Source organism: Streptomyces diacarni, assembly GCF_003323715.1.
GTDB lineage: Bacteria > Actinomycetota > Actinomycetes > Streptomycetales > Streptomycetaceae > Streptomyces > Streptomyces diacarni.
Genome location: NZ_QOIN01000043.1, coordinates 32,264 through 53,697, shown reverse-complemented (window position 1 = coordinate 53,697; position 21,434 = coordinate 32,264). Strand labels below are relative to the sequence as shown.

Annotated in this window: 16 protein-coding genes; 9 read left to right on the top strand and 7 right to left on the bottom strand. The window is 72.3% G+C overall.

What is annotated here, in order from left to right; translation table 11 throughout:
- The first annotated feature begins 18 nt into the window (after positions 1-18).
- The 3 genes from DTL70_RS14320 (at position 19) to DTL70_RS14310 (ending at position 7,152) form a co-directional block, all read left to right on the top strand.
- Positions 19-3,093: an alpha-mannosidase gene (locus DTL70_RS14320; protein WP_114022309.1), complete on the top strand. Its 3,075-nt coding sequence runs from the start codon at positions 19-21 to the stop codon at positions 3,091-3,093.
- A 174-nt stretch (positions 3,094-3,267) separates the two neighbouring features.
- Positions 3,268-5,526 carry a HelD family protein gene (locus DTL70_RS14315; RefSeq protein WP_114022308.1) on the top strand — a complete coding sequence of 753 codons (2,259 nt, stop codon included), beginning with the start codon at positions 3,268-3,270 and terminating at the stop codon, positions 5,524-5,526.
- A gap of 456 nt (positions 5,527-5,982) precedes the next feature.
- Positions 5,983-7,152, top strand: coding sequence for a beta-1,3-glucanase family protein (locus DTL70_RS14310; RefSeq protein ID WP_114022307.1), 1,170 nt, complete (start codon positions 5,983-5,985; stop codon positions 7,150-7,152).
- A gap of 82 nt (positions 7,153-7,234) precedes the next feature.
- Here DTL70_RS14310 and DTL70_RS14305 read toward each other — a convergent pair whose 3' ends face one another.
- The 5 genes from DTL70_RS14305 to DTL70_RS14285 form a co-directional block, all read right to left on the bottom strand.
- Positions 7,235-8,584 carry an alpha/beta fold hydrolase gene (locus tag DTL70_RS14305; protein ID WP_114022306.1) on the bottom strand — a complete coding sequence of 450 codons (1,350 nt, stop codon included), beginning with the start codon at positions 8,582-8,584 and terminating at the stop codon, positions 7,235-7,237.
- Between the two features lie 81 nt (positions 8,585-8,665).
- On the bottom strand, positions 8,666-9,730 hold the full coding sequence (locus tag DTL70_RS14300) for a 2,5-dihydroxypyridine 5,6-dioxygenase NicX family protein (RefSeq protein ID WP_114022305.1): 1,065 nt from the start codon (positions 9,728-9,730) through the stop codon (positions 8,666-8,668).
- A 122-nt stretch (positions 9,731-9,852) separates the two neighbouring features.
- Positions 9,853-11,532, bottom strand: a complete 1,680-nt coding sequence (locus tag DTL70_RS14295; RefSeq protein ID WP_114022304.1) for an OPT/YSL family transporter — start codon at positions 11,530-11,532, stop codon at positions 9,853-9,855.
- Between the two features lie 299 nt (positions 11,533-11,831).
- On the bottom strand, positions 11,832-12,698 hold the full coding sequence (locus DTL70_RS14290) for an IclR family transcriptional regulator (protein ID WP_114022303.1): 867 nt from the start codon (positions 12,696-12,698) through the stop codon (positions 11,832-11,834).
- Positions 12,699-13,055: 357 nt separating this feature from the next.
- Complete coding sequence (locus DTL70_RS14285) at positions 13,056-13,361, bottom strand: YciI family protein (RefSeq protein ID WP_114022302.1); 306 nt, start codon at positions 13,359-13,361, stop codon at positions 13,056-13,058.
- A 71-nt stretch (positions 13,362-13,432) separates the two neighbouring features.
- Here DTL70_RS14285 and DTL70_RS14280 point away from each other — a divergent pair, with 71 nt between their 5' ends.
- Together DTL70_RS14280 and DTL70_RS14275 are read left to right on the top strand one after the other, a co-directional pair.
- Complete coding sequence (locus DTL70_RS14280; protein ID WP_114022301.1) at positions 13,433-14,302, top strand: LysR family transcriptional regulator; 870 nt, start codon at positions 13,433-13,435, stop codon at positions 14,300-14,302.
- Between the two features lie 203 nt (positions 14,303-14,505).
- On the top strand, positions 14,506-15,423 hold the full coding sequence (locus DTL70_RS14275) for an NADP-dependent oxidoreductase (RefSeq protein WP_181860941.1): 918 nt from the start codon (positions 14,506-14,508) through the stop codon (positions 15,421-15,423).
- Positions 15,424-15,456: 33 nt separating this feature from the next.
- On the opposite strand, the gene DTL70_RS14270 is transcribed toward DTL70_RS14275, so the two are convergent.
- Positions 15,457-16,068 carry a DUF6328 family protein gene (locus DTL70_RS14270; protein ID WP_245979366.1) on the bottom strand — a complete coding sequence of 204 codons (612 nt, stop codon included), beginning with the start codon at positions 16,066-16,068 and terminating at the stop codon, positions 15,457-15,459.
- A 208-nt stretch (positions 16,069-16,276) separates the two neighbouring features.
- Here DTL70_RS14270 and DTL70_RS14265 point away from each other — a divergent pair, with 208 nt between their 5' ends.
- Complete coding sequence (locus DTL70_RS14265; RefSeq protein ID WP_114022299.1) at positions 16,277-16,687, top strand: rodlin; 411 nt, start codon at positions 16,277-16,279, stop codon at positions 16,685-16,687.
- 146 nt (positions 16,688-16,833) lie between these two features.
- Here the strand turns inward: DTL70_RS14265 and DTL70_RS14260 are convergent, their stop codons facing one another.
- On the bottom strand, positions 16,834-17,661 hold the full coding sequence (locus DTL70_RS14260; RefSeq protein ID WP_114022298.1) for an NPP1 family protein: 828 nt from the start codon (positions 17,659-17,661) through the stop codon (positions 16,834-16,836).
- Between the two features lie 223 nt (positions 17,662-17,884).
- Here DTL70_RS14260 and DTL70_RS14255 point away from each other — a divergent pair, with 223 nt between their 5' ends.
- Genes DTL70_RS14255 through DTL70_RS14245 form a run of 3 tightly spaced genes read left to right on the top strand, consistent with a single transcriptional unit; the run spans position 17,885 to position 21,332 of the window.
- Entirely contained in the window at positions 17,885-18,418 is a 534-nt protein-coding gene (locus DTL70_RS14255; RefSeq protein WP_114022297.1) for a hypothetical protein, read from the top strand.
- Positions 18,388-19,806 (top strand): hypothetical protein, encoded by a 1,419-nt coding sequence (locus DTL70_RS14250; protein WP_114022296.1) that lies wholly within the window; start codon positions 18,388-18,390, stop codon positions 19,804-19,806. The genes DTL70_RS14255 and DTL70_RS14250 overlap by 31 nt, the downstream gene beginning before the upstream one ends.
- Entirely contained in the window at positions 19,803-21,332 is a 1,530-nt protein-coding gene (locus DTL70_RS14245) for a VWA domain-containing protein (RefSeq protein ID WP_114022295.1), read from the top strand. Before DTL70_RS14250 ends, DTL70_RS14245 begins: the two co-directional genes overlap by 4 nt.
- Positions 21,333-21,434: the final 102 nt, after the last annotated feature.

Here is a 21,434-nt window from a genome sequence, read left to right as displayed (position 1 = left end):
CTACGGAGAGCAGCACTTATGCACGACGACCGCGCACTGACCGAAGGCCGCCTCAAGCGGGTCCTCGACGAACGCATCCGCCCCGCCGTCCACTCCTCCTCCGTCCCGCTCCAGGTGACGGTCTGGCACGCGCCGGGCGAGCCGGTCCCGGTCGCCGAGGGGCTGGCGGCGCCGCACTCCCCGGTCGCCGTGGGGGACAGGTGGGGCGCGCCCTGGGGCACCAGCTGGTTCCGGGTGACCGGCAGCGTGCCGGCCGACTGGGCGGGCCGCACCGTCGAGGCCGTCCTCGACCTGGGCTTCGACGAGAACATGCCGGGCTTCCAGTGCGAGGGTCTGGTCTACCGCCCCGACGGCTCGCCGGTGAAGGGGCTCAACCCGCGCAACCAGTGGGTGCGCGTCGCCGAGAGCGCGGCGGGCGGCGAATCGGTCGACCTGCACATCGAGGCCGCCTCCAACCCGGTGATCCTCGACTACCACCCCTTCCTCCCCACCGACCTGGGCGACAAGGACACCGCAGGCAGCGAGCCCCAGTACCGGCTGGCCCGGATGGACCTGGCCGTCTTCGAGGAAGACGTCTGGAACCTGGTGATGGACCTGGAGGTGCTGGACGAGCTGATGCGGGAGCTGCCCGCCGACGGCGCCCGGCGCTGGGAGGTCCTGCGCGCGCTCGACCGCGCGCTGGACGCCCTCGACCTGCAGGACGTCCCGGGCAGCGCCGCCGCGGCACGCGCCTGCCTCACCGACGTCCTCAGCGCCCCCGCCCGCGCCTCGGCGCACCGCATCACCGCCGTCGGCCACGCGCACATCGACTCCGCGTGGCTGTGGCCGCTGCGCGAGACGGTGCGCAAGGTGGCCCGTACCACCTCCAACATGACGGCGCTGCTGGAGGACGAGCCGGACTTCGTCTACGCCATGTCGCAGGCTCAGCAGTACGCCTGGATCAAGGAGCACAGGCCCGAGGTCTACGCGAAGGTCAAGGAGGCGGTTGCCGAGGGCCGCTTCGTCCCGGCCGGCGGCATGTGGGTCGAGTCCGACACCAACATGCCGGGCTCCGAGGCGATGGCCCGCCAGTTCGTGCACGGGAAGCGGTTCTTCCTGGACGAGTTCGGCGTCGAGAACGACGAGGCGTGGCTGCCCGACACCTTCGGATTCGCCGCGGGCCTTCCGCAGATCATCAAGGCGGCCGGCGCCAAGTGGCTGCTCACCCAGAAGATCTCCTGGAGCCAGATCAACTCCTTCCCGCACCACACGTTCAACTGGGAAGGCATCGACGGCACCCGGATCTTCACCCACTTCCCGCCCGTGGACACCTACAACTGCTCCATGAAGGGCTCGGAGATCGCCCACGCGGCCCGCAACTTCAAGGACAAGGGTCGCGCCACCCGCTCGCTGGCGCCCACGGGCTGGGGCGACGGCGGTGGCGGCACCACACGGGAGATGATCGCCAAGGCCGCGCGGATGCGGAACCTGGAGGGCTCGGCCACCGTCGAGTGGGAGAGCCCCGCCGCCTTCTTCGCCAAGGCCGAGGCCGAGTACCCCGACCCGCCGGTGTGGGCGGGCGAGCTGTACCTGGAGCTGCACCGGGCCACCCTCACCAGCCAGGCCGGTACCAAGCGGGGCAACCGCCGCAGCGAACACCTGCTGCGCGAGGCCGAGCTGTGGGCGGCCACCGCCACCGTGCGCGCGGGACACCCCTACCCGTACGACCAGCTCGACCGGCTGTGGAAGACGGTGCTGCTGCACCAGTTCCACGACATCCTGCCGGGCTCCTCCATCGCCTGGGTGCACCGCGAGGCGGAGGAGACCTACGCGCGGGTCGCCGCGGAACTGACCGACCTCATCGACGCCGCACAGCGTGCCCTCACGCAAGGCGGTGCGGGCGAGGGCCGTGTCGCCTTCAACGCCTCCCCGCACGCCCGCGGCGGCGTGCCCGCAGGCGGCGCGGCCCCGCTCGCCGTCCCCGAGGGCACCGTGGCCGCCACCGCCCGCGAGGGCGGCGGCTTCACCCTCGACAACGGGCTGCTGCGGGTGGAGATCGACGAGCGCGGACTCGTCGTCTCCGCCTACGACCTGGCCGCCCGCAGGGAAGCCGTCGCCCCCGGGCAGGCGGCCAACCTCCTCCAGCTCCACCCCGACTTCCCGAACATGTGGGACGCCTGGGACGTGGACGCGTTCTACCGCAACACCGTCACCGACCTCACCGACGCCGACGAGGTCGCGCTGACCGAGGAGCCGGCGCGCGCCGGGCGGCCCGCCGCGGCCTCGGTCCGCGTCACCCGCTCCTTCGGCGCCTCGTCCGCCACGCAGGTGCTCACCCTGGCCGCCGGGGTCAAGCGGCTCGACGTGGACACCGAGGTCGACTGGCACGAGACGGAGAAGTTCCTCAAGGCGGCCTTCCCCCTCGACCTGCACACCGACCGGTACGCCTCCGAGACCCAGTTCGGACACTTCTACCGGCCCACCCACACCAACACCAGCTGGGACGCCGCCAAGTTCGAGGCCTGCAACCACCGATTCCTCCACCTGGAGGAGCCGGGCTGGGGCGCCGCGCTGGTGACCGACTCCACCTACGGGCACGACGTCACCCGCGGCGCGCGTGCCACCCGCGAGGACACCTCGGCGGCGGGCGGCACGACCACGACCGTGCGCCTCTCGCTGCTGCGCGCTCCCCGGTTCCCCGACCCGCACACCGACCAGGGAGTGCACCGCTTCCGCTACGCCCTGCTCCCCGGCGCCGGAATCGGGGACGCGGTACGCGAGGGCTGGCACATCAACCTGCCCGTGCGGGAGACCGAGGGCACGGCAGAGGTGGCCCCGCTGGTGGCCGTCGACAACGAGGCCGTGGTCCTCAGCGCGGTCAAGCTCGCCGACGACGCGAGCGGCGACGTGGTGGTGCGCTTCCACGAGGCGCACGGCGGGCGCGCACCGGTGAACCTGACGCCCGGATTCGCCTTCGCGGGGGTGACGGCCTGCGATCTGCTGGAGCGGCCGCTGTCCGCCGGGCGCACGGCGGTGACCACCACCGAGGACGGCTCGGTGGAACTGGCGCTCGGCCCCTTCGAGCTGGTGACCCTGCGCTTCTCCCAGGGGTAGCGGCAGCGCCTCGCCCGGTATCGGAAATCCCCGGTCGCAGAATTGCGACCGGGGATTTCCTGAGCTACCTTGGTTGTTTCTGTGTGCCCACAGAAAAAGGCCCCGAATTGGGGCCGTCAATAGAGTCAGCATAACGGGCAGGGAGCCGATTTGTCAAACGGGGAAAGCGTCGCATTGCGGAGCGAGCAGGAATACGTCGACCACCTTTACGCGCGTGTCGACGCACTGCGCCGGTGGGCGGAATCGGCGGTCGCCCAGGCACAGGTGCCGGACGGCAACACCAAGCAGGGGCGCGTCGAACGCGACGTGCGCCTGGCGGAACGCACGAGGTCGCTGACGGCGCTGAACTCCGTCGACGGCTCGCTGTGCTTCGGCCGTATCGACCTGGCGGACGGCACCGCGCACCACATCGGCCGCATCGGCCTGCGCGAGGACGAGGAGGACGATCCCGAGCGCACCCCGATCCTCATCGACTGGCGCGCTCCCGCGGCCCGCCCCTTCTACCTGGCCACCGGGCACACCCCCATGGGCCTGCGCCGCAGGCGCCACCTCACCACGCAGGGCCGCACCGTCACCGAGCTGCACGACGAGATCCTCGACCTGGGCGACACCGCACGCACCGGGCACGAGGACCCCAGCGGCGACACCGTCCTCCTCGCGTCCCTGAACGCCGCCCGCACCGGCCGCATGAGCGACATCGTGCGCACCATCCAGGCCGAGCAGGACCGCATCATCCGCGCACCGCACCGCGGCGTCCTCGTGGTGGAGGGCGGCCCCGGCACCGGAAAGACCGCCGTGGCGCTGCACCGGGCCGCGTTCCTGCTCTACGAGCACCGCGAACTCCTCGCCAGGCGCGCCGTGCTGGTCGTCGGCCCGAACCCGGCGTTCCTCGCCTACATCGGCGAGGTGCTGCCGTCGCTCGGCGAGACGGGAGTGCTGCTGGCGACGCTCGGTGAGCTCTTCCCCGGCGTCGAGGCACGGGGCACGGACAGCGCGCACGCCGCCGAGGTCAAGGGCCGCGCCGAGATGGCGGAGATCCTGCGGCTGGCCGTCCGCGACCGGCAGCAGGTGCCCGAGCCGGGCGAGCCGATGATCATCCCGAACGACGACGGCGACCTCGTCCTCGACTGGCACCTCGCCGACGAGGCCCGCGAGGCCGCACGCGCCACCTCGCTCCCGCACAACCTGGCCCGGCCGCACTTCGCCTTCCGCGTCGTCGACGCGCTCACGGCACAGCTCGTCGAACGCATCGGGACCGACCCCTACGGCGGCCCGAACCTCCTGGGCCCCGACGACATCGCCCAACTGGGCAAGACCATCGCCGCCAACCCCGACGTGCACGCGGCGATCGCCCAGCTGTGGCCCGACATCAGCCCCCAAGAGTTCGTCGCCGACTATCTGTCAGAACCCACCCGCCTGTCCGAGGAGGACGCCTCCGCCGTCCGCAGGCCCCGCACCTCGCCCGCCGACTGGACCCCGGCGGACACGCCACTGCTGGACGAGGCCGCCGAACTCCTCGGCGAGGACGACAGCGCGCGGCAGGCCGCGGCGGAGGCCGAACGCCAGGAGCGCGTCGCGTACGCGCAGGGCGTCCTGGAGGTCGCCCGCGGCTCCGAGTCGTTCGAGTTCGAGGACACCGAATCGGAGGTCCTCGCCGCGCACGACATCATCGACGCCGAGCGCATGGCCGAACGCCACGAGGAGGCCGACCACCGCACGGCGGCCGAACGCGCCGCCGCCGACCGCACCTGGGCCTTCGGACACGTCATCGTCGACGAGGCGCAGGAGCTCTCCCCGATGGCGTGGCGGCTGCTGATGCGGCGCTGCCCCTCGCGCTCCATGACCCTCGTCGGCGACCCCGCGCAGACCTCCGAGGAGTCCGGTGTCGGCTCCTGGGAGGACATCCTCGACCCCTACGTCGGTGACCGCTGGGAGCACACCCGGCTCGACGTCAACTACCGCACACCCACCGAGGTGATGGAGCTCGCCGCCGCCGTCGTGGCCGCCGAGCGGCCCGGCTTCGCGCCGCCCTCCTCGGTCCGCTCCGAAGGCGCCCTGCCGTGGATCAGGCAGGTGTCCGGCGACCTGGCGGCGGCCGCTGCCGAGGCAGCGGCCGCCGAGACCCCGCAGGAGGGACGCCTCGCGATCATCGCGCCCCGGCGACTGCACGATGATCTGGCCGCCCTCCTTCCGGGGGTCGTCGCGGGCGCCGATCCCGACCTGACCCGGCACCTCGTCCTGCTCGCTCCGCGACAGGCCAAGGGCCTCGAATTCGACCGGGTCCTGGTCGTCGAGCCCGCCGAGTTCGCCACGAGCGACCTGTATGTCGCTTTGACCCGCGCCACCCGGACACTCGGCATTCTGCACCGGTCCCCGCTGCCGGTGGGGTTGTCGGACGCCGTCGCGGCGGGCAGCGCGGAACGCCCCGACTGACATGCTCTGGCCGGCGGCGCGGGTACGCCGCCGGCCCGTCCGAATTCCCGGACGGGCCGGTCTCATTACGGCTGCCGGCCGCGTCCGGTTCAATCCGGGGCGAGATCACAGCGAATGTGCGCCTGCCTCTTGACGATGGTCCATACCTTCGGACACGGTGCTTTTCCGTGACGTGAGAGCGCTCATCACCCCCCACCGAAGAGGAGCGCATGTCATGACGACGGCCACACGTGTGCCCACCGACGGGGCACCGGCTCCGGGGCGCCCGGGAGCGGCGGCACGGTCCGCGAACCCGCGGTCCGCGAGCGCGCGACGTCACGCCGACCTGCCTGGCCGCGACGTGGACGGCACCCGCCGGCGCGGCCCGGCCCGGCAGGCAACCCGCACCCACACCAGGTCCGACGGGTTACCGCCCGCCGGCCGGGTGACCGTCGCGAACACCGGAGGTTCGATCCCGTGTCCCCCTTCAGCCGACGCGTACTGCTGCGCAGCGCCGCAGCGACCGCACTCGCCGTCCCCGCAGGAGCGCTCATAGCCCAGCAGGCGAGCGCCGGCAGCCCCTCGCAGCCGAAGGCGGCCCTGCCGCTGAAAATCGTCAACAACAGCGGTGCCTACGACAACGCGTCGATCTACCTCTACATCGTGGGCAACGACGGCACCAACCAGTGCTACGTCACCCCCGAGGGCGAGCTGCGGCAGGTGCAGCTCTCCGACAACGGTCCTGACGGCTACACCGACTACGCCATCTCGCTGTCCGGCAACGAGACGACCGTGCAGCTGCCCGAGATGTCCGGCCGGATCTACGTCTCCTGCGGCGAGAAGCTGAAGTTCAAGGCCGTCGGCACCGATCAGGGCGCCTCCCTGGCCTACCCCGCGGCCTGGGTCGAGTCCGACCCGAACTACCCGATCGTGCACGACTGCGCCGAGTTCACCTACAAGGGCGGCGCCATGTACTGCAACACCACCATGGTGGACATGTTCAGCGTTCCGCTGGCCATCGGGCTCAAGGGTGCCTCGGATCAGACGACCGGCACGCTCAAGCCCGGCGCGCGGGCCGGCATCTTCGACCAGGTCAAGGGCGTCGAGGCGTTCTCCCGGCTCGTCATCGACGACAAGCGCGTCATCGCGCCAGGACACGGCCTCGGCGCCGGCCTGTTCGCCGAGGACTACTTCGCGTCCTACATCGACGAGGTCTGGTCCGCCTACCAGGGCAAGGACCTCAAGGTCACCACCAACGCGGGCGACTTCACCGGCCGCGTGGCGGGCGACACGCTGTCCTTCACGGGGCCGGCCTCCGTCTCGTTCTCCAAGCCGACCACCAAGGACGTCCTCTTCTGCGACGGCGCCCTGGCAGCGCCCAACGACGGCACCACGGGACCGGTTGCCGCCATCCTGGGCGCCGCCTTCAACCGGACCACCCTGCTGTCGACGGCCGAACAGCCCACCAGCGACCCGGCCGCCTTCTACCAGGGTGACCTCACCCACCACTACGCCAAGGCCATGCACGCCGCCACCGAGGACGGCAAGGCCTACGGTTTCGCCTTCGACGACGTGGGCGGCTTCGCCTCCTACATCGAGGACGGCGGCGTGCAGGAGATGACACTCACCCTGACGCCCTTCGGGTGACCCGTCCCGCTGTCGGCCGGCCGGCCGGACCTCCTCCGGGCACGGGCGTGCACCGCACCTGCCCGTGCCCGGAGCGCGCCGCTCAGAGCGCGCCGCGGGCCATGGCCATCAGGCGGTCCAGGACGGCGGGGTCGGTGCGGACGCCGTCGTGGGCGTGCGTGTTGGTGATCCACGGCCGCAGCCCGCGCACCCGCGACGCCGTCTCCAGCGCCTGCTCCCGGTCGACGAACATGTCGTCGTAGTAGACGGCGGCCGCGACGGGCACCTCGTTGGCCGCCAGCCGGTCCAGGTCGTACAGGGCCGGCCAGTCGGTGCGCTGGGCCAGCACCTCGGCGGTCTCGCGCAACGGTACGAGCGCGGGGTCCTCCTCGAACTGCCAGGGGTAGATCATCTCGCCGGTGAAGCGGAGCGGCCCCGCGCCGCCGTCCGCGATGCCCGTGGCGTCGAAGGCGGGGAACTCCTCCCGGATCCGGTGCGCCGACCATGCCGTGGGCCTGCCGCCCTGGCCGTAGATCGGCTCGTGCAGCAGCGCGTAGAGGGGCCGTTCGGCGAAGGAGAGCACCGCGTCAGCGCCGCGCAGGAAGGCATCCGACAGCTCGGGCCCCCGCGGGCCAGGTACGAACGCGGTCTCCAGCAGGTAGTGCAGGCTGTCGAACTTCGCGGCGGTGCCGAAGGTGATGCCCAGCGTCTGGAAGCGGCGCACGCTCAGCCGTTCGCCCGAGGGCAGCGGGACGTCGTTGCGCTCCAGGTGCGCGGCGACGGCGTCGGCCGGCGCCTGGTCGCCCGGATAGCGGGCGAAGTACCGCTCGTTGTGCGCCAGCGTGCGGGCGTAGGCGGCGCGGTAGACGTCGTCGGCGTGTCCGGTGAGGGTGGGCAGGCCCCCGGTGACGAACACCTGGGCCAGGCCTTCGGGAGCGAGGCTGAGGTAGCTCAGGGCGCAGAAGCCGCCGAAGCTCTGCCCGAGCACTGTCCAGGGCGGCGCGTCCAGCGGGTCGGCGCTGCCGTGGAGGTGGGCGCGCAGCGCTTCGGCGTCGCGGACGAGGGAGTCCGCGCGGAAGTGTGCCAGGTAGGCCGCGGTCGCCTCGGCGTCGGGGAAGGCGGCGAGGGTGCGCCGGTCCGCGGGGGTGCTGCGTCCTGTACCCCGCTGGTCCATGAGCACGACCCGGTAGTCCTGGAGCGCGCGCCGCAGCCATGCCCCGGCGGCGTTGGGGCGCTCGGCGCGTCCGCCGGGCCCGCCCTGGAGCCACAGCAGCCGCGGCAGGTCGTCGTGTTCGCGGCCGGCCGCGGTGACCTCGCGGGCGAAGAGCGCCAGCGTCGGGCCGCCGGGGTCGGTGTGGTCCAGGGGGACGTCGAGGGTGTGGTCGGTGCACACGAGGCCGTCGTGGCGGTAGGTGACCGGCGCGTGGGCGCGCGGGCCTGCAGGAGAGTTCATCGGGCGACTCCTGGGGAGGTGGGACGCACGGGGAGGGGACAGCGCCCCTCCCCGTGCGGAACGAGGGCGGGTTCGCGGTGGTCAGTACCCCGCGACGCCGAGCTCGGCGCAGATACGGACCAGCTCCGGGTGCACGTAGCGGCCGTCCTTCTCGATGGCTTCGCCGTCCAGGTAGAGGGAGGGGCCCAGCACGCTGCCGTCGGTGTGCGCGGCCGCGACCCACGGCTCGCCGCCGATCCAGGCGCCCTTGGTGCCGATGCCCAGCTCCACGCAGCCGAAGACCCGCTCGTCCTCGACGATACGGCCGGTGGGCGCCGGCACCCCGGGGTTGAAGCCCAGCGACCAGTGCGCGACGCGGAACATGTTCGGGTCGTCCCACGACTCCATCCAGCGGCGGAACGTCTCGGCGTCCTGTCCGCCCTCGATGGCCGTGACGACGCCGTTCTCGACGGTGCAGCGGACCGGGGAGCGCAGCAGCCCCAGCTCGTCCGGCGGCCACAGCGCGCCGTCGAAGACGAGTGTGCCGTTCTGCGTCTCCTCCAGGGGGTTCCAGGAGATCTGCCCGGAGAGCATGACGGTTTCGCCCGGCTTCTCGGCGGGCTTGCCGCGCAGGTTGATCGGCCGCGTCCCGTTGCGTCCTGTGATGTCGGTGCCGTTCGCGGAGGTGATGCGCACCTCGTCGGCTTCCTCCAGCAGCTTCACCAGCGCCTTGCCGAGCCGTATCACGCCGTCGAAGTCCGGGCGGCCCACGGTGGCGACGAGCATCTGCACGTCCATGGCGGTCAGATTGGTGTAGCGGCAGCCGTTCTTCATGGCGGCGCGGAAGGCGTCGGAGTGCATGAGGTAGGAGAGGGCGAACTCGATCCACACGTCCGCGTCCGCGATGGCTCCGGCGACCGGCCGCGGCGGCTCCATGGACGAGCCCGGCAGCGTCTCGTACCAGACGATGACGGGGTGCGCCCCGGCGGCGGCGACCGCGTGGGCTGTGGCGTCGACGACCCGCCGGTCGCTGCTGGTGTCGCCGGTCAGCACCACGTGCTCGCCCGGCTTGACCAGCATGACCTGCTCGACCAGCTTGCGGGCGGCGAGGGCGAGTTCGAAGCCGAGGTACTCGGCGCGGGGTTCGAGACGGCTGTGCATTTCCATGGGGTTCTCCTCGTACTGCGTGCGTCGTGCGGCGGGCCGCGGTGCGCGGCTTGTCCACGGTGGAGGGGGCGGCCGGGCGCGCGGGGCGCACCGCGGTGTGGGGGAGGACGTCACGTCAGGAGTCACCCGGCCTTGATGATCTGCGCCGAGTCCCCGAGGGAACTGCCGGCGATGAGCCCGGCGCCGACGAGGTTGAGCTCCGAGTCGGCCTGGTCACCGCGCAGCCGCCGGTAGACCACGCGCACCGCCAGTCCGGCCAGGACCAGCACACAGGCGTGCGGGGTGAGGATGAGCAGACCCGTCGCCAGCATGACGCCCATCTGCCGTCGCGTACCGCCCAGCAGTTGGATCAGCGCTCCGGGAATCGCCCACAGCAGCATGGTGCGCAGCGCGTCGCCGTCGCTGAGGCCCTGCCGGACGGTGTCGGCGTAGACCTTCGCGACGGGCGGGATCAGCCCCTGGCGGAAGTACGACTGCCACAGCACGGCCACCACGGCCAGGGCCACGGCGAAACCGACCAGCGCGGCACGGAACTGCTCGCGCCTGCCCGCCCGCTCCCACGGGTCCCAGGGGCGGTGGTCACGGCGCAGCAGCCACCCCGCCTTCAGGTCGTACCCCATGTCGGCGAAGGCGGGCCCGGTGGCCGAGACGTAGCCGACCAGCAGGGCCAGCGGCACGGAGGGAATGCCGATGACCAGCCCCAGAATGAGGAAGATCAGGGTGACGGCGAAGGACGGGAACCAGCCCGACTGCATCGCGGCCAGCCCCACGATCAGCTCGTGCACCAGCGCGGCCAGCGCCGCGAACAGCACCCAGCCGACCAGCCCGGGCACGCTCATCTCGCCCAGGAGCCCACCGGCCAGCGCGAGCAGCACCGCGCCCGCCGTGAACAGCCCGTACCCGCGCAGCAGGGCGCGCCGCAGCGCCGCCTCGTCCACCACGGGCGAGGCGGGCCCCGGGGCCTGGCCGGATACGGACGGCCGAGTGACGGCCGCCGTGCCGGACGACGGGGCGCTCGCGCGCTTGTTCCTGCGCCGCGTCAGGACAGCCACCGCCTGGCCCAGCGCGACGAGTCCGGCGCCGACCATCACCCCGTGTGGTACGTAACCCGCTCCCAGGTCGGTGCCGAACAGCTGCGGCCCGAACTCGCGCAGCCCCAGCCCGACGCCGAACATCAGCAACGCCCAGATGTTGCCGAGGAAGGCGACGCCGGCAGCCGAGAGCGGCAGCTGGAAGAGAGTGCCGACCAGCCCGACGACCGTGCCGCCCGCGAGCACGGCGGCGCGCTTGCCTCCCTTGTCACCCGCCTCGATGGTCTCGGCGGCGGCGACCCCCGGAGGCCAGGGGCCCTCGGCGGGCAGCAGCCGGGAGCCGAAGGAGCGGTAGAGCACCCAGGCGTCGATGAGCAGCCCGACGAACGAGCCCGCCAGCATCGGCCAGACCAGGTCCTTGCGCCCGAACACGTACGGCACGGCCACCGACGTCAGCAACGCGTTAGCGGCGGCGAACGTGGCGGCCGAGATGGCGCTCTGGGCCAGGTTCTGCCGGTGCACGGAACGCATCCGGCGCAGCACCGTCAGCGGGATACGCCCGATCAGCATGGCGATGAGGGCGCCGACGACCGCCGTGTTCGCGGAGATGCCGAGCTTGGCGACGAGGTCGATCCCGATGACGGCACCGACCGCCGACAACACGACCAGCACGAGGAGCAGGAACGGTTCGGTCGCTCTCGGATGAGAGGGGGGCGCCCCGCCGGGCGGCGGGGCGGTGGTGTCCGTGTCCGGGGAGACGGAAGAAGGCATGGCGGACCTCGCGAGGGCAGGGCAGGGCGGAGCCGGTCGCGGCGCGCGGCGCGCCGCCCGGCGGGCTGTGACGGGAAGGAGCCGTTACCGGGGGAGGAGAGGGGAGGGGAGGGCTGCGGCGGAGGACGGCTGTGATGGAGGAGGAGTCGGACGTACGGGGGCGCCAGGAGCGGCGGGCAACGGGTGGGCGGCGGCGAGCCGGACCGGCCGGGGGCGGTCAGCCTCCGAAGGCGACGGTCGGATGAAATCCGAGGAGAGGGGCTCAGCCGCCGAAGACAGTGGCCGACCGGAGGGGGCGGTCAGTCGCCGAAGGCGTCGGTCGCCTCGGCTGCTCCGGCGAGCAGCGCTTCAACGATGCCGTCGGCCGCGTGACGGACCCGGTGGCTAGGGCCGATGACGGTGAGGGACGCCGCGATGGTCCCCGCCTGGAAGACAGGGGCCGAGACGGCCGTGACCGCTACGTCGTACTCGCCGTGGCTGATGCCCCAGCCCTGGTCGCGGAGCACCGCGTACCTCTCCAGCAGGGCGTCGACCGTGGTGAGCGTGGTGTCGGTGAACCGCTGGAGCGCGGTGGCCCCGAAGATCTGCCGGATCTCGGCCTCGGGGTAGTAGGCGAAGAGAGCGTGCCCTGACGCTCCGGCGTGCCCGGGCATCAGGGCGCCGACCAGGGCGGTGTAGCGGATCGGCCCGGTACCGTCCACGGCGGCGGCGCACCGGTAGCCGCCTCCGTTGGGCACGTTGAGCACCACGCTCTCCCCGGTCTCGCGCAGCAGCCTGGCCAGCACAGGTCTGACCAGCGACGGCAGGACCCCGCTGTGTTCGCCGACCCGGGCCAGGCGTGAGACGGCGGGACCGAGCCGGTAGCGGCGGGTGGCGCTGTCGCACATCAGGAAGCCGCGGGCGGTGAGCGTGGTCAGCAGCCGCTGGGCCACGGCCTTGTCCCAGCCGTGGTGCCGGGCGATCTCGCTGACGCCCCACTCCGGCCGCTGTTCGGTGAAGGACAGCAGCGCCACCAGGGCGCGATCCGCGGATTGCAAGGTGCCCGCGGCGCGCTCCCGGTGAGCGGTGGTCCGCTTGGCGGAGTCCGCGGCTTGTGAGCCCGGCGTCCCCTCGACCGTGTCGGAACGCTTCGCCGCCCGCGGCGAACGGTCGGTCGCCCCGGCCATACGCCCACCTCCTGTCGTGCCGTACTACCCAGCTTGGTGCGCTCAGCGCAACGGTGTTGCGCTGTGAGGGGAGCACTATGGAGGGGCCGTGCGGAGGTGTCAAGGGTTCGGCCACCGGTCCGCCGGTGCCCGACGGCCCGCATCGCCGCGGACGGAGTGGGCTGCCGGCGGGTGGCCCGCGGTCACTCGTTCCGGCAACGGCGGCCCGTCCGCGCGGCCGCGCGGCGTAGGGTTCCGCGCGAAGGGCGCCCAGGCCTGAAGTCGTACATGAGCCGCCGGGCGCGCTTCACCGAGCCGTGTCGCGCCCTGTCGCCGGGGCGTTTCCCGGCGGCAGGGTCACTCCGGGGACGGCCGCGCTCATCGTTGCGGGTCGGCATCCCGCGTGTGAAGCCACGGCACCCGCTCCGCGGGCCAGGTCGGCCGGAACCGCAGGATCTCGGCGGTGGCGGCACCGCTGGTGACGAACGGATCGGAGGCGACGGCCGCTTCGACCGCGGCGCGCTCGCCGTCCGCGATCACCACCCCTCCCGTACGGGGCTCCAATGGGCCGGCGAGCTGTGCCAGCCCCTGGGCGAACACCCCGTCGGGATGGGCGTAATGGGCGTCCCTGAGCGCGTCGATGGTCTCCATTGGCGCGCGGTACCGCAGCACGATGACGAACATGGCTCCAGCCAAGCCCCCGAGCCGGTGCCCGCGCCAAGACCCGTTTCCCCCGCCGCTATAGGCTGACACCTATGGGGGCTGCTCAGAGGGTGGAGGACACGGACCCGCTGTCCGGCGTGGAACTGCGCCACCTGCGGTACTTCGCCGCCGTGGCCGAGTCCGGCACCGTCACCGCCGCAGCCGAGCGACTGCACATCGCGCAGCCGAGCCTCAGCCAGCAGATACGGCTGCTGGAGCGGCGCGTGGGGACGCCACTGTTCGAGCGCGGCTCCACGGGGATGGAGCTGACCGAGGGGGGAGAGCTGCTGCTACAAGGGGTCAACAAGTGCCTCGCGGAGCTGCGCGCCTCGGTCGCCGCCGCGCGTGGCGCGCGGCCCACGGTGACCCTGGGCGTGTGCAGAGGGGTGCCGCAGCCCGTCCTCAGCCGCGCGGAAGAGCTCGTTACCCGAGCCCGCGGGGCGCGGGTGGTCTGCCGGCAGATCGACTCCGAGCGGCAGACCGCGGCCCTGCGTGCGGGCACACTGGCGTGCGGTCTTCTGCGCACCCCCGCGGACACCACGGGGCTGTCGCTGCGCGTCCTCAGTGACGAGCCGCTGGGCGCCGTCATGCACAGCGGACACCCGCTCGCGAGCAGGTCGCGGCTGACCTGGCCCGAGCTGGCCGGGCAGCGTCTGCTGTGGTTTCCCGCCGCGCGTGCGCCCGGCTACGCGGCTGCCGTGCTGGCGTCCCTGCGCGCCCACGGCTGGCATCCCGAGACCCTGGCACAGGACGACGGAGGCCATACCCTCTTCCGTCACCGCCTCCTCGGCCGCGACGACCTGATCGCCCTGCGGCCGCACAGCGGTGTCTTTCCTGACCCCGATCTGCTGTGGCGCCCGCTCGGCCCCGAGCCGCCTCACGAACAGCTCGCTCTCGCTGTGCCCGCCGCACAGGGGAAGTGACAGCGAGAGCGCGTCGCCCCCATCCCGCACGGGCGCCTGAGCGCGGCCGTCGAGCCGGCGTACCGCCGCTGTGGCGGACATCCCGTGAGCACGGTCACGGTGTCGGACGGCGGCAGGGGCATACCCGTACTCTTCGGAATCTGGACAGATCACCGACGGAAGGGTGCGACCGCATGCCTCACGGCGACTTCGACGGCGAGACGATGCAGGCGATGACGTACGACAGGTTCGGCGGTACGGAGGTGCTGTCGGCGACGCGGCAGCCGCGGCCCAAGGTGGGCCCCGGCGAGGTTCTCGTCCGGGTGCGCGGCGCGGCGGTCAACCCCGTCGACTGGAAGATCATGGCGGGCGGGCTGAAGGACCTCATGGACACGGTCTTTCCCGTCGTCCCGGGCTGGGACGTCGCGGGAGTCGTCGAGACGACCGGGATCGACGTGCCCGAGTTCTCCCGCGGGGACGAGGTGATCGCCTACGCCCGCAAGGACTACGTGCACGGAGGGACGTTCGCCGAGTTCGTCACCGTGCCCGTACGGTGCCTGGCGCGGCGGCCTTCCGCCTTCTCCTGGGAGCAGGCCGCCGGGCTGCCCCTGGCCGGCCTGACGGCGTACCAGACGCTCACCCGCCTGGGTACGCGCGAGGGCGAGACGGTGCTGATCCACAACGCGGCGGGCGGCGTGGGGTCGCTCGGCGTGCAGATCGGCCGCTCGCTCGGCGCCCGCGTCATCGGCACCGCCTCCCCGGCCAACCACGACCGGCTGCGCGAGCTGGGCGCCGAACCCGTCTCCTACGGCGAGGGGCTGGCCGAACGGGTGCGTGAAATGGCCCCGAACGGCGTCGAGGTCGTCGCGGACTTCGTCGGCGGAGTCCTCGACACCACCTCGGCCGTCCTGGCAGAGGGGGGCCGGCACGCCTCCATCGCGGACGACACGGTGACACGGGCGGGCGGTCAGTGGATGTGGGTGCGTCCCGACGGGAACGACCTGGGCGCACTGGCCGACCTCGCCGACGCGGGCAAGCTGACGGTCCGGGTGGCGGAGACCTTCCCGCTCACCCGGCTGGTCGACGCCTTCGAGCTGAGCCAGGCGGGCCACGTCCACGGAAAGGTCGTCGTCACGCCGTGAACCCGCTCAGGGGCTAGCCTGCGGCACGGTACGTCAGCTCCTTGGGCGGCCGGACGTCGCGGGCCGGCCGGGCCCTGTCCCGGGCGGTCCTCGGCGGCGCCCGGAGCGGCGGCGCAGCCACAGCGGCAGCCCATACCAGCACACCGCGAACCAGAGCATGACGGAGCCGACCAGGACCTCGGCCAGCAGCCCCGGCACCACCACGCGGAGTATCAACAGCAGTGTCCCGCTGATGGTGAGGGCGAGCAGCACCATGCCGCACACCATGAGCCGGCTCGCGGTGTTGACCAGGTCGTCCTTCATGCGCTGCCCGGACAGGAAGCGGTGGATGGAGACGGGCGCGATCAGAGCGGCCGTGGCCGAGGCACCGAGCACCACCGTGACGGTGTAGACGACGCGGTCGAAGGCGTCGAGATCGCGGAAGAGCGGCGTGAACGCGACGCTGAGCAGGAAGCCGAACAGGATCTGCACCCCGGTCTGGGCGACGCGGGTCTCCTGCAGGGTCTCGATCCATCTTCGGTTGACGCGTTCACGGGCCGACTCCGGCGGCTCCTCCTCGCCGTGCGCGGCCCAGGCGACGCCGCCATGCCCCGTGGGCTCCCGTGTGGAATCCGCCCGGCCGGTCGACTCGTGCATGAGGGTCATGGCGTCCTCCCAGCTCGTAGGAGTCCCAAGTGCCCCTCTCGTCCGCATGTATGCGGTGGCGTGCGGAGAGGGTGCGCTGTCGGCGGCCGAGCCAACGCCCCTGTGACGTGCTTCCGTTCGAGTGAAGCCGGATAACCGCTCGCCCTCCACGGGTGTTCGCCATGGTGATCGACGGTGATCAACGCGAGTGGATGAGAGGGAGTACGCGATGAAGAGGATGTGGGCGATGGTCACGGCCACGGCGTCACTGGTGGGCGTGTCGGCCGCCGCGGCACCCCAGGCCATGGCCATCGGAGACGACCGGGGGACCACCACGGTCAACGGCAACGGTTCGGAGCAGAGCTACGGGAACGCCGCCACCCACGGGAACGGGAGCCCCCAGTTCGACCTCGTGCAGGGGGCGTTGAACAAGCTGTGCGTGGGCCTGCCCGCCGACGTCAACGCGGGGTCGATCGTCGGCATCATCGCCAACGTGGCCGTCCAGGACGTCAACGTCCTCTCGAACCCGCAGAATCAGCAGTGCGCGGACAACTCGTCCCAGGAGAAGGGCGACGAGCCGCTCTCCCACCTGGTGTCCGACGTGCCCGTGCTGGCGGGCAACGGCGCGGACAACGGCTGACCGGGCCCCCGACCGGGCGGGTGCGGCGCCCGGTCGGGGACTCGTTCCCACCGCGACCGGCTCCGCGGCCACCACGGCAGCGGCCACGGAGCCGGTCACGGTCGGCCGTGCGTACACCGCCGGATCCCGGCGAGGGGCCGGCGGCCTCAGGCCCGGGGATCGAAGGGGATGCCGTCGGGTTTCGCGCCGGCGAGGTGGTCGGCGAACGTGTCGTCCCTGATGCCCAGTGTGGCGCTGCCGAAGTCGGCCCCGGTCAACTTGTCGCGCAGCCCTGCGGCGTAGCCGTCCCAGCCGACGAGCGCGGGGTACTGCCAGGCGCCCTCGTGGTTCTCGGGCGGCTCGTCACCGCCGTCGCTCTTGGCGGCGCGGAAGCAGTGCGTGCTCACGCCGTCCTTGTGGTAGACGACTTCCGGATGCGTGCCCTCGAAGGGCAGCGCGTCCTTGGTGTGGACGGTGAACCCTCCGTGGTTCGAGGTCGAGACGTACTCCACCTGGTCGTCGTGGACCCAGACCACGACGTGCTCCCAGTCGTGCCGGTGGCCCGCGCTGCCGCCGCCCAGTGCCGCCTGGTCCTTCTCGAAGTAGGAGGCGTAGACGAGGGCGCACCAGCCGTTGTCGCACTTGCTGCGGGAGTAGGTGTTCGTGTTCGCCAGGTCGGTCGCGTCGCGGCAGTTGCCGTTCACGTCGCCGCCGATCTTCAGCCCCGGTGCGAGCGTGCCGTCAGGACCGATGGCGGGCGTGGCGTAACAGCCGTCCTTGTCGTAGTCGTACGCGGGCTGGAACCTCTTCTCCATCTCGCCGGCGTTCGCGGGCAGCGCCTGCGGCGGATCGGCCAGTGCCGTGCCCGGCAGGGCGACGACCAGAGCGAAGGCCCCGGCCACCACGGCCGGGGCCTTCGTGCGCCATCTCGCGGGCCGGGCGGGCCGCGCGGCGGGGGCTTCCCCGGCCGCCTGTGAGGGGTGCGTCTTCCGCATGCGTTCACTCCGAAGTGGGGGGCTTGGGTGCGCCGTTCACAGTGCCGGGCGTCCGCGCACCTGCCAAGAGGGCGTCGGGGTCCGCAGCCTTGTCATGAAGGCCGCTCGTCGTGGAGGTGGCACACGGACGCCGGGGGTGGCCCTCGGCGCGATCCCAGGTGCGGTTCCCGGCGTTGTCAGTGGTCGCGGATATGTTCTTCCTATCCCCGCCGCAGTGGCGAGGATGCCCAACTGGCGCGAAGGAGAGCATGCGTTGACAGACTGGGAGAGGGCGAGCGCGGCGCGGGTGATACCGCCCGCACGGCCGCGCAAGCTGGCCAAGGTCCCGTTCGTCGAGCTGGCCGACGGGCGGATGCAGGGCGTGGTCTCCAGCGGCTCGGACATCGGGCGCGTCTACGTCTCGTCGGTCGCGGCCGGCAGCTACGCGTTCGCCTGCAGCACCAACAACAACCGCCCGTGCGGTGGCGCCCGCGGCTCGTTCTGCAACCACATCAACGCGCTCATCAGTGAGGCCGTGCTCCAGTACGGTGCCGAGCGCGTCGCCCGCTACCTGAGGGTCGAGGCCGCGGACGAGGAGCCGAGTGCGCACTCGATCACCGTCGGCATGAGCGCCGCCCGCCCGCTCCAGGGAGAGACCACGGCGGCCGCCTCCGTCTTCAGCCGGTTCCTGCGCCACCTCGCCTACCTCGAACTGGCTCCGAGCACCGAACCGCTGCCGGAGATGCAGTGGTTCCCGCCAACCCGGGCGGTGGCCTGATGCGTGCCGATCCGCTCACCGAGCCCGTCGAGGGTCTCGACGAGGCGCTGGCCGCCGTCGACGCGTTCGACGAAGTGCTCGTCGTCGGGCTCCTGCGCCCCCGGCCGTCGCAGGCGGCAGGACTGACGCGGCTGGCCGACGCCGTCGCGGGTACGCCCCTGGCCGCCAGGGCCGGCGAAGCGGCGGAGAAGGCAGCCGCGGGGAGCGCGGGCGAGGAACACCTGGTCGCCCTTGCCGCCGCGCGCGCCGCGCTGCTGGGCTCCGTCCACGACGCTCTCAGAGCGCGCGTCCAGGAGGCGACAGGCCGATCCCTCGCCGAAGAGACCTTCCCGCAGCGCAGCGGGCAGCAGGGAGCCAACCTGCTCGCCGCCGCCCGCACCTGGCTGTCCGACCTGGCGCGCTGCGGCTGGCAGGGCATCGACCACGAGGTGGTCTCCTCGGCGGCGCAGGTCGTCTCCGCGATGCTGCCCGATCCCGCGCTGCGCCGCCTCGCGATGCTCCTGGACGGGTTCTCGGCCGAGCTCGCCGCCTCCTGCCCCGGAGCGTCCCTGGAGCGGGTTCCGGTGCGCCGCTGGGCCGACCTGTGGTCCCGCGCGATGCTGCTGACGGTGCCGGGAGCGATCGAGGCACCGAGCGCCGGCACGGTCGACGGCCGTCTGCTGCCCCTCGGCGTGGACGTGCAGGAGCACGCGACGGCCGTTCAGGCGCAGGTGCACGCGGTGCTGGAGCCCGGCGACGGAGCACCGCCGCGGCTGGTGCGTGCCGCGGTGTCGGCGCCGAAGCCCGACACGGTGGTCGGAGCCGGTCTGTGGCAGCTGCTCCGCCCGCACATGGCGCTGCTGACGGCACTCGGCGAGGGCCGGGCCATGCAGCTGACCGACATGCCGGTCACCGCGGAGGGCGACCTGCTCTGGAGCGACGAGCACGCCGGGGTGGGCGACGCGGCCGACGCCTTCGCCACGGCGCGGGTCGTCCTGCCCACCGCCGTCGACGCGGCGTCGGCACCGCTGGACCGCCATCCGACGGGGATCGCCGTGCCCGTCTTCCTGGAGGGCTACGCGGTGGAGAAGGACGGTGAAGGACTGACGTTCGGTGTCGCGGGGCACGTGCTCGCCGTCGACACCGACCGCGTTCCGGCCGCCGGGCCGCTCACGCCCGAGGCCGTCGCGGCGTCGAGCGCCTGCATCGGGTTGCTCCGCTGGGACGCCGGAGCGTTCACCCTCCAGCCGCTGGCCGTCGAGAAGACCGTGCGGAAGAAGGCCGTCGCCCTCCACGCCGGGGGGTGGGCCGGTGGCACGACGGACAAGGCCGGCGTCAAGGCGGAGAAGGCCGCCACCGCCGCCGTGGCCGTGCTGCGGGAGCGTGCCGGGAGGTTGCTGCGGAAATGAGCGAACACACGAGCGGGCGGCCGACGCCGTACGGGCACGCGGCAGCCACGGATGAGCCCCGTGAGCCGGGTGAGCCTCAGGAGAACCGTCGCCAGGTGCTGTACTGGCGGCTCCTGGCACGCCTCTTCGACCACGAGGAACAGGCCGCGCTGGAGTCGGCGAGTCTCGCCGTCGTCGAGGACATCGGCCTGCCCACCGGGCTGCTGGACCCGCAGGCCTCCGTGGACTCGATCGTGCAGCGCCACCCGGAGTTGGCCGCCGAGTTCGACAAGCTGATGGTGCCCGAGCCGGAGGAGGACGGGTCGCGCGACCGGGCAGCCGAGGTACGGCGGGCGGCGCTCACCTCGAAGGTGCTGCTCAACGTCTTCACCTCCGGCTCCGGCACCGTCACCGCCGAGCAGTTGGCACGCTGGCAGTCCGACGCGGGCTGGCTCGAACGCGCGCTCGGCTGCCGACCCGGTGAGCTGCGCGGCGGACGGGCGGGCGCCGGAAACGCGCCCGCCGCGGGCGGCGGAGCCGGGCAGCTCGCGGGTGGGGGAGCCGGGCACGGAGCCGATGGCACGGGCGCCGGTGGAGTCAGCCCCACCGGCACCGGCACGGGCGGTGGCACGACGCCCGATCTCAGCCGTCTGATCCCCGTGATCGGCCCCCAACTGGGCGCCATCGAGGGCGACCTCGTCAAGCGGATGCACCTGCGCGAGGTGCTGGCCGACCCGGGGCTCGCCCGGCAGCTGACCCCCAGCATGTCGTTGATCGAACAACTCCTGCGGGACAAGGACAACCTCTCGGGCGTGGCGCTGGCCAACGCCAAGGCGCTGATCCGCCGCTTCGTCGACGAGGTCGCCGAGGTGCTGCGCACCCAGGTCGAGAAGGCCTCGGCGGGCGCGCTGGACCGGTCCGTGCCGCCGAAGCGCGTCTTCCGCAACCTCGACCTCGACCGCACGATCTGGAAGAACCTCACCAACTGGAGCCCGGAGGAGGAGCGGCTGTACGTCGACCGCCTCTACTACCGGCACACCGCGCGCAAGACGACGCCCCAGCGGCTGATCGTCGTCGTGGACCAGTCGGGCTCGATGGTCGACTCCATGGTGAACTGCACCATCCTGGCGTCGATCTTCGCCGGGCTGCCGAAGGTGGACGTCCACCTGATCGCGTACGACACGCAGGCGCTCGACCTCACACCGTGGGTGCACGACCCCTTCGAGACGCTGCTGCGTACCCAGCTGGGCGGCGGCACCGACGGCACCGCCGCCATGGCGCTGGCACAGCCGAAGGTCGCCGAGCCGCGCAACTCCGCCGTCGTGTGGATCTCCGACTTCTACGAGTCGTGGAGCGAGCCGCTGTTCGAGAGCATGACGGCCCTGCACCGTTCGGGTGCGAAGTTCATCCCGGTCGGCTCGGTCAACAGCTCCGGGCGCGGCAGCGTGAACCCGTGGTTCCGTGAGCGGTTCAAGAGCCTGGGCACCCCGGTCATCTCCGGGCACATACGCAAGCTCGTCCACGAGCTCAAGACATTCCTCACGTAGCCACGTAGCCACGTAGCCGCCTGGCCACGTAGGCGGCTGGAACGTGCTGGAACGCACACCCTCTCTTCTTCACACGCCTCTGAAACGAGGTGTCCTCCACCA